The sequence below is a fragment of the Helicobacter macacae MIT 99-5501 genome, assembly GCF_000507845.1.
GTDB lineage: Bacteria > Campylobacterota > Campylobacteria > Campylobacterales > Helicobacteraceae > Helicobacter_B > Helicobacter_B macacae.
The window spans coordinates 158,241-170,807 of sequence record NZ_KI669454.1; the positions used below are offsets into that span (position 1 = coordinate 158,241).

10 protein-coding genes are annotated in these 12,567 nt (G+C 41.8%); 6 read left to right on the forward strand and 4 right to left on the reverse strand.

The window, feature by feature from the left end; all coding sequences use genetic code 11:
• Positions 1–23 precede the first annotated feature (23 nt).
• Positions 24–1,487, forward strand: a complete 1,464-nt coding sequence (gene tcuA / locus HMPREF2086_RS00700; protein WP_023926800.1) for an FAD-dependent tricarballylate dehydrogenase TcuA — start codon at positions 24–26, stop codon at positions 1,485–1,487.
• Between the two features lie 60 nt (positions 1,488–1,547).
• Positions 1,548–2,804: a tricarballylate utilization 4Fe-4S protein TcuB gene (tcuB, locus tag HMPREF2086_RS00705; protein ID WP_023926801.1), complete on the forward strand. Its 1,257-nt coding sequence runs from the start codon at positions 1,548–1,550 to the stop codon at positions 2,802–2,804.
• Positions 2,805–2,958: 154 nt separating this feature from the next.
• Here tcuB and HMPREF2086_RS00710 read toward each other — a convergent pair whose 3' ends face one another.
• From HMPREF2086_RS00710 to murJ, 4 genes are all read right to left on the reverse strand, one after another.
• Positions 2,959–3,348, reverse strand: coding sequence for a type II toxin-antitoxin system PemK/MazF family toxin (locus tag HMPREF2086_RS00710; protein ID WP_023926802.1), 390 nt, complete (start codon positions 3,346–3,348; stop codon positions 2,959–2,961).
• Positions 3,349–3,371: 23 nt separating this feature from the next.
• The gene (locus HMPREF2086_RS00715; RefSeq protein ID WP_023926803.1) at positions 3,372–3,614 is read right to left on the reverse strand and encodes an AbrB/MazE/SpoVT family DNA-binding domain-containing protein; all 243 of its coding nucleotides are present in this window, start codon (positions 3,612–3,614) and stop codon (positions 3,372–3,374) included.
• A 298-nt stretch (positions 3,615–3,912) separates the two neighbouring features.
• Positions 3,913–5,370, reverse strand: coding sequence for a cysteine--tRNA ligase (gene cysS, locus HMPREF2086_RS00720; protein ID WP_023926804.1), 1,458 nt, complete (start codon positions 5,368–5,370; stop codon positions 3,913–3,915).
• 169 nt (positions 5,371–5,539) lie between these two features.
• On the reverse strand, positions 5,540–7,072 hold the full coding sequence (gene murJ / locus HMPREF2086_RS00725; protein WP_023926805.1) for a murein biosynthesis integral membrane protein MurJ: 1,533 nt from the start codon (positions 7,070–7,072) through the stop codon (positions 5,540–5,542).
• Between the two features lie 274 nt (positions 7,073–7,346).
• On the opposite strand from murJ, the gene fliW reads away from it, so the two are divergent.
• The 4 genes from fliW (at position 7,347) to HMPREF2086_RS00745 (ending at position 12,536) form a co-directional block, all read left to right on the forward strand.
• Positions 7,347–7,760: a flagellar assembly protein FliW gene (gene fliW, locus HMPREF2086_RS00730; protein WP_023926806.1), complete on the forward strand. Its 414-nt coding sequence runs from the start codon at positions 7,347–7,349 to the stop codon at positions 7,758–7,760.
• A 33-nt stretch (positions 7,761–7,793) separates the two neighbouring features.
• Positions 7,794–9,143, forward strand: a complete 1,350-nt coding sequence (locus tag HMPREF2086_RS00735) for a glycosyltransferase (RefSeq protein ID WP_023926807.1) — start codon at positions 7,794–7,796, stop codon at positions 9,141–9,143.
• A gap of 124 nt (positions 9,144–9,267) precedes the next feature.
• Positions 9,268–10,569: a glycosyltransferase family 2 protein gene (locus HMPREF2086_RS00740; protein ID WP_023926808.1), complete on the forward strand. Its 1,302-nt coding sequence runs from the start codon at positions 9,268–9,270 to the stop codon at positions 10,567–10,569.
• Positions 10,570–10,622: 53 nt separating this feature from the next.
• Complete coding sequence (locus tag HMPREF2086_RS00745; RefSeq protein WP_023926809.1) at positions 10,623–12,536, forward strand: glucosyltransferase domain-containing protein; 1,914 nt, start codon at positions 10,623–10,625, stop codon at positions 12,534–12,536.
• Positions 12,537–12,567: the final 31 nt, after the last annotated feature.

Sequence of the window (12,567 nt, forward strand, 5' to 3'; positions counted from 1 at the left end):
AATCTATAACTTAAGGAGCAAAAATGGAATGCAAAGAATTTGACATAGTCATCATCGGTGGGGGAAATGCCGCGCTATGCGCTGCTATAAGTGCCAAAGAGCAGGATTCTAGCCTAAGGGTGGCTTTGCTAGAGAGTTCGCCTAGAAAATGGCGCGGTGGCAACTCACAACACACGCGAAATCTGCGCTCTATGCACGATTTGCCTACCGATGTGCTTACTTCTAGTTATAGTGAAGATGAGTTTTTTGATGATGTGTTTAAGGTTACCAAAGGGCAGACAAATGAAAAGTATGCGCGCTTTGTCATCTCAAAAACCCCTCAAATCGTAGAGTGGGCGAAAAAAAATGGTGTGAGATTTCAGCCCTCTATGCGAGGCACGCTTCATCTTGGGCGAACAAATGCGTTTTTTCTAGGTGGGGGCAAAAGCCTTGTAAATGCGTATTATTTCACGGCGCAAAAGCTGGGAGTAGAGATTTTTTATGAATGTGAAGCGGTGGAGATAATCCCAAAAGAAAATCAAGTCCAAGAAGTCATAGCACTAGATAAAGTGCGAAATGAGAATGTTAGATTTCAAGCGAAATCCTTTGTAATCGCAAGCGGTGGGTTTGAGTCAAATTTGGAAATGCTAGAAGAAGCGTGGGGGGAATGCGCTAGGAATTTTATCATTCGTGGGACGAAGTTCAATCAAGGCAAAATGCTACAAGCCCTAAAAGATATAGACGCTAAAATCATAGGCGACCCCACGCAAGGACATATGGTAGCAATCGATGCTCGCACGCCAAAATATGACGGCGGTATCGCCTCACGGGTGGACTGTGTCTCGCTAGGAATCGTAGTAAATAGTGCTGGGGATAGGTTTTATGATGAGGGGGAGGACTTTTGGCCAAAGCGATATGCGATATGGGGGAGGCTAGTGGCACAGCAAGAGGGGCAAATCGCGTATTCTATCACTGATGCTAAAGTGCAAAGCGCGTATATGCCATCACTTTTCCCACCCATAGTGGCAAACTCCATAGCCGAGCTAGCAAATAAGATAAATAGTGATAAAAATCTGCAAATGAGCATAGATGAAGCGCGGCTGACAAAAACTATCAATGAGTATAACTCCAAAGTGGTGGAGGGGAAGTTTGACCACACGATACAAGATGAGTGCCACACGCAAGGGCTAGAAGTAGAAAAAACGCATTGGGCGTTGAAAATCGACACTCCGCCATTTTATTGCTATCCATTGCGACCGGGCGTTACATTTACCTATATGGGTGTGAAAGTCAATATGGACGCACAGGTGCATAGGGCTGATGATAGTTTGTTTGAAAATCTATTTGCTGCAGGGGAGATAATGGCTGGAAATATCCTCACTCAAGGCTATGTAGCGGGGTTTGGTATGAGTATCGGCTCTGTGTTTGGCAGGCTATCTGGGGCAAATGCCGCAAAAGTCGCCATAGCAAAAATGCCACCAAAACCACTTGCCGAGCAAGCCAAATAATCCACCCAAAATCTAAATAGACAAATACGCAACCATAAATACGCAACCAAAGGAAACACAATGCAATCACAGGTATTTAACAAAGTCATAGGCACAAGTGCGTTTGAAAAGCTAAGCAAAAATGACGCTAGCCAAACAAGCCAAGTTGGCGATACAAATCAAGTAGATAAGGGCACGATTTCCAAAATGTGTGCTAAGACACAAGAAGCCTACACAGACGCGCTTCAGTCCTGCATAATCTGCAATTCTTGTCGCTATTGTGAGGGGCTGTGTGCAGTATTTCCTGCTATGGAAAAAAAGCGAGAATTTAACCTGCAAGATATAGACTATCTAGCAAATCTCTGCCACCAATGCAGTGAGTGTTTTTATGATTGTCAATACGCACCACCGCACGAATTTAATGTATCTATCCCGCAGCAGTTTGCCACCATTCGTCAAGAGAGCTACAAGAAATACGCGTTTTTGCGTCATTTGAGTGTGGCGTTTGAAAAAAACGCGCTTATCAGTGGCATAGTGTTGCTTGTGCTACTTTTTTTGGGATTTTGCCTTGCAAGCGCGTTTGAGCCAAGCGCAAGTGTGGCGGCTAGTGGTGTAGGTGGCGAAGTGGCTAGTGCGGCAAAAAAGGGCGATTTTTTTGCTGTGATTCCTTATGGTTATATGGTTGGGATTTTTATGATAGTTGGGTGCTTTAGCTTTGTGGCATTAGCCATTGGCTTTGTGAGATTTGGCAGGGCAATAGAGCTAAAGAAGCCACCACTTGAAGTGATAACACAAAGCCTAAAAGATACGCTATCTTTGCGCTATCTAGGAGGGCATAAAAGCGAGGGGTGCACCTATCCTAATGCCTTGCGAAGCAACGCTCGTAGAATCTATCATCATCTAACCGCTTATGGATTTTTGTTTTGCTTCATCGCTACAAATCTAGGTGCGATATGGATGCATTTTTTGGGGCTAAATGCTCCTTATGACATTACCCAAGCTCCTAAAATCTTTGGGCTTGTCGGTGGGATAATGCTTTGTGTTGGCACACTAGGGTTGCTATTTATCAAACTAGAAGCAGATGATGAAATCAAGGATTCTCAAAGTGTGGGAATGGACTATGTGCTTATCGTTATATTGTTTTTGTCAAGCTTTAGCGGGCTATGCCTAATGGTGTCTAAGCAAAGCCTGCTACTTGCGTATATGCTGTATTTTCATCTAAGCACTGTGCTTGCGTTTTTTGTAATGATGCCCTACTCAAAATTCGTGCATATTTTTTATCGCTTCATTGCGTTGCTAAAATATAATACTGATGAATACGAAATGGAGCATAAGTAGAGAAAGTGGCTGTGTTTGCAAGTGTAGTTGCTTGATAGAGTGGGGCGAAGTGTGGCAAGCAAATATAGCGGGCAAGTGTAGCAAGCAAAGTGTAGCAGGCAAGAGGACAAGCCACACATAAGCTATGCTTAGAGCGGAAGTGCTTTGGCGATTTTTAGTTTAGTGCGAATTGTAGTCCTAAAAGGCTTGCTAGAAGTTTTTTGATTTGGTAGATTTTGGAGATATGTATTTTTGTGATGGGGGTGGCGTTTCTTTGGGCAAAATCCACGCTTTTTATTTGGTCAGCTAGAATCATCATTTTTGTTTTGAGTGTGATAGGCACTTCAAATGGATAATCCCTAATCTGGCTTGTGATAGGCACGCATACGCATAGCCCGCTAGCTTTGTTGTAGGTTATGGGACTTAGCACGACTGCTAGTCGCTGCTTTGGCTTTATGTCTTTTGCTTCTTGAGGGTTTGCTTCACTTGTGTTTGTCTCTTCGCTTGGGATAAAATCTAGCGACACTACATCGCCTAAATCAGGTGTATATTTTTTTGCTATCATTTTTTCTCCTTATTTTATTGATGTTACCACTCTTTGCTTTGAGTGTTGTCGCTATTGCTCCATTGGGCTGCAATATTGAGATTTGTAGAGTTTATACCTCTGCATATTTCCTCGATACTTTTGTGCTTTTGCATTATGATTCCGCTTCCATCTAGCACAAATACATCTAGCTCGCTATCTTCTTTTAGGTTTAGCTCTTGAGCGATTTCATCAGGGATACGAACGATGAGAAAATTGCTCAATTTTTTTAGTTTCACTCGTTTCATTTCAAGTCCTTGCAGAATATTAAGGCTTAGTTTTTGGTTATTTTCAAGCGATTGCCAAAAAGCAATGCTAATAACGCTACTAAGTTTAAGTCAAAGATTCTATCTAAAAAATTTAACTAAATCATAAAAATTATTGTTTGTTTGAAAATTTTGCCAAATAGATTTTGATAAAGCATAATAAATAGCAAGTATTTTTAAGCATATCTATAAAAACACCAAGTGCAAATGAGAAACATTGCTTGGCAGTAGGATTTAGCGTGTGCTTTTAGTGCTAAATGCTCTAATGCCAAGTGCTATCTTAAAGTGTCTCTACCTTTTCCCACACGCTTCCTTGTGGCGTGTCTAGAAGGGCGATTCCCATATCTGCTAGCTCATCACGCAGTGCATCTGCTAGGGCGAAGTCTTTGTCTTTTTTTGCTTGCGCTCTTTGAGTGATTTTTGATTCTATGATAGATTTTTGTGCTTCATCTATGCCTTGCTGAAAATATGCCACTTCATCGCCACCACCGATACCTAGTAGCTCTTCGACAAAGGCTAGATTTTGGAGTATTTGGGATTTTAGATTTTTGTCTTTGGGTGTTTTATCTAGGCTTGCATTTGCGCTAGTTAGCATTTCCTCTAGCACGCTTAGGGCTTTTGATATATTCATATCATCACTCATTGCTTCTAGCATTTCTTTGCAAAACTCATTTTTGGGCGTTTTTGGTAGAGTTTGGCTAGATTCTTTGGAGGATTGTGCTTTGGCAAAATCGCTTACGCGCTTTTTTAGTCGGTATATTTTATCTAGCCGTTTTTTGCTAAAAAGCAAATCCTCCTCACTAAAGTGTAGCACAGCCCTATAATGCACGCCAAGCAAGTAGTTTCGTAGCACTTCGCCACTATATGCCTTTAGCGCGTCTTTGACAAAAAAGCTATTGCCAAGCGATTTGCTCATTTTTTCGCCATTGATATTGACAAAGCCATTATGCACCCAATACTTTGCTATCTCTCTTTTTGTGGCGCAGCGCGTTTGGCTTGCTTCGTTTTCGTGGTGTGGGAATAGCAAATCTGCACCACCTCCGTGAATGTCTATGGCAAAATCAGGGCTTTCTTCTATGCTGTATGCAAGGCTAGATTCTATCATCGCGCTACACTCGATATGCCAGCCCGGTCGTCCTAGCCCTAGATGACTTTCATAGCCCTCATCATCTGCGCCTTTGTAGCTTTTCCATAGTGCAAAATCACGCTCATCTTTTTTATGGCTGTCATTTTTGATTCTAGCTAGATTTTCATCATCTTGGCTTCCTCTCGTGCTTATAGAGCCGTATTTTTCATCTTTTTCTACGCTTAGGTAAATATCGCCGTTTTCTAGCTTGTAGGCTACGGAAGAGTCTAGTAGCGTTTGGATAAGATTAGAGATTTGAGCGATATTTTGGCTTGCTTTTGGGGTGATGTCTGCGGGCAAGACATTTAGTGCGTCCATATCTTTGAGGTAAGAATCTGTGTATGTTTGGGCTAGGGTTTGTATAGAGATTCCTTGAGAGTGAGCTTTTTTGATGATTTTGTCATCTATGTCGGTGATATTTTTGACAAATAGGACTTCATAGTCATTTAGCATAAGTGTCCTGCGGAGCAAGTCAAAGGCAATCGAGCTTCGCGCGTGCCCTAGATGTGCATCATCATAGACTGTGGGACCGCAGACATAGATTCTAGCTTTGCCTTGTTTGATTGGCTTAAAAGCGAGCTTTTGTCTTGCTTTGCTATCATAAATTTGCATAAATTTCCTTTTGGTAAATCCGCCTAAATGTCGCTTAAAAATGTGAAAAAAAGTGCTTGTGTGGCTTGTCCTAATCTGCCACAAAGCCCTAAATGATTTGACAAAATCTAATGCCTTGCTAATCGTTTGTCCTGCTAGCTGTTTATAAAATCTCTACATAAAATCCCCACTAGGGAATCTCTTGGGGAATCTCTACAAATGCTAGCCAAAGCCACAAAATAACCACCTCTACACTTACAAATGCCACCAACAATGCACCCAATTTAGAATCTGCAATTATACCCCAAAACTTAGCAAACCCAAATGCTTTTATCGTTAGCCAAAACAGCACAAACCCACTCAAACTCCCTGCCAATGCCAGCCCAAAAGCTCCCCAAAACTGCATAAAAATAAGCGAAAATACCACACCCACAGCTAGCGAAATCGCCGAGATTTTGGCAGCTAAGGCTTGCCTCATAGTCGCATACAGATATAGAGAAAAAATCCGCGCCAATCCAAAAGGCACAAGCCCCACCATATAGCCAGCAAATACTAGCGCACACTCCAAAGTATCAGCCCTAGCAAATTTTCCGTGCTCATAGAGTAGCCATATTATTTGCTTATCCAGCATTATCCCACCGATAGCGCAAGCAATGAGCGCAAAGCACAAAAACCAAAAGGATTTTTTAAGCGATTGTAGGGCTTTGTCTTGCTGATTTGCTTTTATGGATTTTGCTACCATAGGAAAAAGCGCGGTAGAAATAGCGATAGCAAAAATGGCTAGAGGGAGCTGAAAAATGCGATTGGCATAGTAAAGATAAGAAATCGAGCCACTTGCAAGAAATGAAGCTAGAATCGTGTCGATAAAAGACGCGATTTGCGCGGTGGAGCTACCAAGCATAGCGGGCAAAAATTGACTAAAAAATGCTTTTAGCTCGGATTTGATTTTGGTGGCTAGGGATTTTGCTTTGCTTGCCTCATTTACCTTACTTGACTTACTTGCTTCATTTTTTGCGCACTCTAGTTTGTCTTTGCTCGTGCTTATAGATAGATTGCTTCCCAAAAATGACTTTTTGATTTCTAGCACCCCGCATACAAATACTTTGCAAAATCCCAATTTCCACAATGGATAAAAATGTAGCCCCACTTGTGCTACCCCACCTAGTAGCACCCCAAAGCTCACAAAATACACTATTTCTAGCTCATCTTTGCCTTTTGCTAGAAATAATGCCACAATCATTGCGATATTTAGTAGCGCGGTATTATACGCGCTTACCCAAAAATGCTGCTTATACTGCAAAAGTGCGCTAAAAAAAGTTACCCAAAACACAAGGAGCAAATACCAAAAATGTATCGCCACAATGGGACTTGCAATCTCTATGAGAGAGGAGTCAAACCCAAGTGCTAATACGCGCGTAACGCCACTGCTAAAGCAAACAACAAATAGGCTTAAAAACAGCAATATAGAGCTAAAAATCACTAGCACAAGCACGCTAAACGCGCCTTTTTTGCTAGAAGCGATGAGGTTTGGCAAAAAGCTCTGCGTGAAAGCCCCCTCGCCAAAAACTCTGCGGAATAGATTTGGGAATTTAAAAGCGACAAAAAATATATCGCTATAAATCCCCGCACCCAAAATATTTGCCATACTCAAATCCCGCAAAAATCCAAAAATGCGCGAGCATAAAATCCCACTACTATTTGTTAAAAAGGCTTTTTTTAGCACGAATTTCCCTTTGGATTTTTAAGATTGTTTTTTTAAATTTGCTTGCTTAGTTTTAGTGCTTATCTTGGTGTAATGTGTGATAAAAGACAAAAAAGGCAAATAGATTGATAAAGGGTTGATTATAGCATATTTTGACATATATTGCATTGGCACAAAGTTTGCTTTCTATCTCTCCTAATGCTAAGCCAAAAGATTTGATAAATCTTTAGCAAGTGCAAATAGGGCGTCCCACAGCCAAATTTAAGTTTGTAAATCAAGTTTAAGGAGAGAGTTTATGCGTTATGCTATCAAAGCACCTATTTTAGGGTTTGAATACATTTCAAGTGTCGAGATTGTCAAAATCGATGAGTATTTCTCAAAAATCATCGCTCAAAGCGATGACACAAGTCGAGAAGTAGCTCACAACATAGAAATGATGCTAGTAAATCCCTACACGCTACGAGAATACAGCTTCATAATCCCAAAATATATAGAGAGCCTGCTAGAAATTGATAGCACTTCAAGACTAGAGGTGTATTGTATCGTGGTTTTGCAACGAAATGTAGAGGATTCTATGGTAAATTTCCTAGCCCCTCTTGTGTTTAACACTGCTAATAAAACCGCAGGGCAAATCGCACTATCAATGATAGAATACCCAGATTTTGGCTTCAAAGAAAGCCTAAAATCCTTTATGCGACAAGGCGCGTAAGTCGTGCTTTAGGCGATTTATAAGGCTTAAGATTTGGCTTTGCTTATCACGGGTGGAGGCACGGGGGGGCATCTTGCCATAGCGCAGACATTGGGAGAGGAGCTAGCTAAGCGTAAGGGGCAAAATGATAGTTTGGTGGAGGTGGTGTATGTGGGGTCTATAAGTGGGCAAGACAAACAATGGTTTGAAATAGATTCACCTTTGGGTGATTCATTTTTGCAATCTCCTAACTGCGCTTCACTGCGGTGTATGTATGATACACCTCATTCGCACAGCGAGGAGATTGCAAAAAGCAATACCGCAAATGCTAGAATCTCTAGTAAAAATGCAAAGAGCGATGGAGCAGACACCAAAGCCCTAGATTCTCACAAAAAATCTATTTTTAGTGCGACTTATTTTTTGTCAACTTCAGGGGTGGTAGATAAGCGCGGAATCGCAAAAATCCTCTCCCTACTTCATCATCTAAAATCCCTAAAAACGATTCGCACCATTTTTACTAAGCACGATGTAAAAGCTGTCATTAGTGTGGGTGGCTTTAGTGCTGCGCCTGCAAGTATAGGTGCGATAGTGTTTGGCAAGCCGTTGTTTATCCACGAGCAAAACGCCATAAAAGGCAGGCTAAACGCGCTTTTATCGCCATTTGCAAAGCGTGTCTTTAGCTCATTTGGAAAAAACCGTGTGCCCTATCCTATCAAATCTCAAGCCAGAGAAAAAGCAAGGGTGCGAACAGAGATAAAAACCATAGCTTTCATCGGTGGCTCACAAGGTGCACGCACGATAAACCACCTAGCTATAAGCCTAGCCCCTACGCTTTTATCGCTAGGATTTAGGATAATCCACCAATGCGGGCAAAACGAGCTAGAATCCACCAAAGCCAAATACGCAGAGATTGGGATTGGCACTTGCACACAAACAGAAGCGCATAGCGATGTGGATAACAAAAAGCTAGAGCTTTTTGGATTTAGCACGGATATTTTGTCTCACTTAGAAAGTGCTGATATTTGTATAGGTAGGGCGGGGGCTAGCTCTGTGTGGGAAAACGCTGCGCTAGGATTGCCTATGATATATGTGCCATATCCCTATGCTGCTAGCAATCATCAAGTGCATAATGCGGAATTTTTCGCTAGTAAGGGGCTTGGGCTTGTGCTAGTGGAATCAAAAAATAATACTTCACAAAAAGATGCGCAAGAAAAAGCACGAAAGCAAGCTCAAAAACAAGCCCAAATAGAAGCGATGAAAGATAGGATTTTGGAGTATATCGCTAGCTTTGGTAGTAGTGAGGGCAAAAACGCACTAGAATCTATCTCAAAGTCGCTTATTTCCCTTGCTAAGCAAGATGGGGCGAAGCTCATTGTTGATGAGATTTTGGGCGAGCTAAATTAAGGATTTAATATTAGTTTATCTCTACGAATTACAATTTCACACATTTTAAGGTTTTGCAATACATTAAGTGATTATTGCTTGTTGCTTGCCGTTTTGGCATATTTTATATTGAAGTGAGTTTGCTATGAGCATCTATGATTCAAACACTTTAGACACAAAAACGAGAAATTTGGCAAATCCAAACGAAAATCTAGCAAGTCTAGTAGGGCTATCCATAGTCGTTCCTTGCTACAACGAGGAAGTATCTTTGCCACTTTTTATGGAGGAAATCACAAAGGTTATGAGCGGGGTTGTCCCACTGCTTTTGGACAATGTCGCGCTTATCGCACCTATGGAAATGCCTACAAAAAACGATTTTGCAAGAAGCGATTTTGCCAAAAATGGAAAAAATACTAGCGGATTTTTGCCCTATGAGATTATTTTTGTAAATGATGGCAGTAGGGATAAAACCTTGCAAGTCCTAGATAATATCGTAGCAAAAGAATCTAGCGATGAAGCCAAAGCGCGTAAAATCCATATTCACTCTTTTTCGCGCAATTTTGGCAAAGAAGCGGCGATTTTGGCAGGACTAGGCAAGGCGCAAGGGCAAGGAGTGGTGCTAATTGATGCGGATTTGCAAGACCCACCAAGACTTATAGGCGATATGGTGCGCATCTGGCTAGAATCTAAGCGAGAGACAAAAATCATCTACGCTCGCCGCACCACTCGCGCAGGGGAGTCCAAAATCCGCGCGTTTTTGAGCGAGATGTTTTATAAAGTCTCAAATTTCATAAGCGAAGTCAAAATCGAATCTGGTGTGCGGGATTTTCGGCTTATGGATAGGGAAGTCATCGCTTCTTTGCTACAAATGGGCGAATATCATCGGTTTTGTAAGGCTATGTTTGCTTGGGTGGGATACAAGAGAGAGTGCCTAGAATACGAGTATATCCCGCATATCAAAGAATCATCTAGTTGGAGTTTTTGGAAGCTGTTTAAATACGCCATAGAGGGAATCGTAAGCTTTAGCACGATGCCTTTGCGCATAGCATTTGTGCTTGGGTTTATCATTTCGGCATTTGCAGCGGTGTTTGGTGTGTATCGCATCATAGATACGATTATCTATGGCAATGCGGTGGCTGGCTACCCTAGCCTTATTGTCATCATCACTTTTATCGGGGGCATTCAGCTAATGATACTTGGCGTGATAGGGGAGTATATCGCTAGAATCTATGAGCAGGTAAAATCCCGCCCGCACTTTATCCTAGAGCATCGCAATGTCTATGAGGGAGTGGCATATAATCCTAGCACTCAACCTAGTGCTACTGCAAAATCTAAAGATTCTAGCAAAGACTTATCCCAAGACTTGTCCAAAAACCCTCCCAAAGTGTCTAAAACTCCCTCGCAAAATCTAGTGCAAAATCAAAAAGAGAAAACTTCGCTATTTTAGGTAGCCTCGCATAAAAAGCACGCAAAAGTAAGCGTGAAAATAAAGGAAAAAAGATGAATACAAATGCTTCTACTGCTTCTACTAGCCCTACTAGCCATTTGAATGATAAGCAAAATCCCAAAAAAGGGCTTTTATCAACGGCTTTTTTTAAAGTCCAAACGCTTCTCTCTCAAGTCTTTAGCGAGTTTCGCACCGCTAGTCTAGCACTTTTTCAGACGCAAGGGTTTTGGAAATATTTTTTAATCGCTTTTTCTGTGTATTTGCTTGGGATTTTGAGCCTTATTCGCGCTGATGTGTATTATATCGATGATTTGGGGAGGGCAGCGATTGGCTATAAGGAGTGGGATAATTTCTCGCGCTATATTAGCTGGTTTCTCTCTACGCCTATGCATATGAGCACTACGCTAAGTGATATTGCGCCCTTGACACAGCTTGTAGCGATTGCATTTCTTAGCTTTGCTTCTGTGATACTTGTGTGGAGTGTGCGCGAAATCATTTGGAAAAACGAGGATAGACTATGGGAATCTAGCGAGATTCCCTACAAAAAGCGACTAACCGTGCTTGGCATCATCGCTTCGATTCCTATCGGGCTATCGCCTTATTTTTTAGAAGAGCTATCTTTTCGCTTTGATTCGCCGTATATGGCTTTGTCTGTGCTTTTTAGCGTGATACCATTTGTATTTATCCACCATATCAAAGCCTATATTCCTGTGAGTTTTCTTTGCTCGCTTGGTATGTGTATGACTTATCAAGCAAGTAGTGGGATAGAGATTATTTTGGTGTCGTTTTTTGCGTTTCTTATGCTAAATCAAACCAACGCTGGAATCAAAAAGACGCTTGTTTTTGTATGTGTGTCTATGTGCTGCTACTTGCTTGCACTTGGGGTGTTTAAGCTATTTATTATGCATCCATTTGCGCACGACCAAGCAAGCACAGAGATATATCATCTAAGCGATTTAGCAAGTGGGGTGCTAAAAAATATCATCGTGTATGTGGGGTATTTGTGGAATGACTTTGGGTGGAGTGGGATAAAAATCTGCTTTTTTGGATTGCTAGGGTTTTTTGTGCTCTCTAGCATATATCAAGCGAGGGTAAATAAAGCCATTTCAGCCCTGCTAGCTCTTAGTGTGCTTGCTATTGGGATTGTGTTTTCTTATGGGACATACTTGGTGCTAGTAGAGCCGTTGACGCGTCCTAGAGCGTTTATCGGTATAGGCGTGTTTAGCGCGACTATAAGCGTGTATGTGGTAAGCGCGTGGAGAGGCTGGGCGCACAAGCGTGAGGAAGTGGCGAGGGCAAATAGCGGGAATCTCATCACTAGAAATGTGCCTCAAAGAGTGTTTTTTGTGTTTAGTGCGATTGTGGCTGGATTTTTCTCGTGGTCGCTTGTGGTGTTCGCAAACTCTTATGGCAACGCACTTGCAGCCCAAGATAAGTATCTTGATTTTCGCTTCACGCTATTGCTAAATGATTTGGTAAATTCTGTGCCAAAAAAGGCAGCAGACTACCAAGATTACCTCTATCGCATAAAAGGGTGGGTAACAGCCGCTCCAATCGTAGAAAACTCCTCAAAAGATAACCGCATAATGAAGCGACTTGTGGATATTACTGATAGCAAGTATTGGGTAAGAATGGCGATGAAGCACTATGGGTGGGGAGATGTGCCCGAATCTCAAGTCTTTGTAACCCCTGATAATGAAGACCACCAAAAGCTAGCTGAAAATCCCCACTGTATCCCCGAATCTGCGGGGAGGTTACTAAAGCGCGTAAGCAATATCTATCATCAAATTGATGTCTATCCTCGTTGCACGATTATCGAGTTTAAGGGCAAGGAGCGGTATCTACACGAATATAGAGAAGAGCTAAAAATGCAAGAGGAGCAAAAGCTAGAAGAGCAAAGGCTTGAGGAAGAAAAAGCCAAAAAAGAACAAGCACAAAAAAATGCCAAAAAGCAAGCTAAAAAATAGCCATAGCATTTATACAACGACTAAGGAGAGC

What these genes read in the sequence shown, in the direction of transcription:
- tcuB (WP_023926801.1), top strand. Translation starts at nt 1,548, where the DNA reads ATGCAATCACAGGTATTTAACAAAGTCATAGGCACAAGTGCGTTTGAA.
- HMPREF2086_RS00745 (WP_023926809.1), top strand. Translation starts at nt 10,623, where the DNA reads ATGAATACAAATGCTTCTACTGCTTCTACTAGCCCTACTAGCCATTTG.
- tcuA (WP_023926800.1), top strand. Translation starts at nt 24, where the DNA reads ATGGAATGCAAAGAATTTGACATAGTCATCATCGGTGGGGGAAATGCC.
- HMPREF2086_RS00715 (WP_023926803.1), bottom strand. Translation starts at nt 3,614, where the DNA reads ATGAAACGAGTGAAACTAAAAAAATTGAGCAATTTTCTCATCGTTCGT.
- HMPREF2086_RS00740 (WP_023926808.1), top strand. Translation starts at nt 9,268, where the DNA reads ATGAGCATCTATGATTCAAACACTTTAGACACAAAAACGAGAAATTTG.
- fliW (WP_023926806.1), top strand. Translation starts at nt 7,347, where the DNA reads ATGCGTTATGCTATCAAAGCACCTATTTTAGGGTTTGAATACATTTCA.
- cysS (WP_023926804.1), bottom strand. Translation starts at nt 5,370, where the DNA reads ATGCAAATTTATGATAGCAAAGCAAGACAAAAGCTCGCTTTTAAGCCA.
- HMPREF2086_RS00710 (WP_023926802.1), bottom strand. Translation starts at nt 3,348, where the DNA reads ATGATAGCAAAAAAATATACACCTGATTTAGGCGATGTAGTGTCGCTA.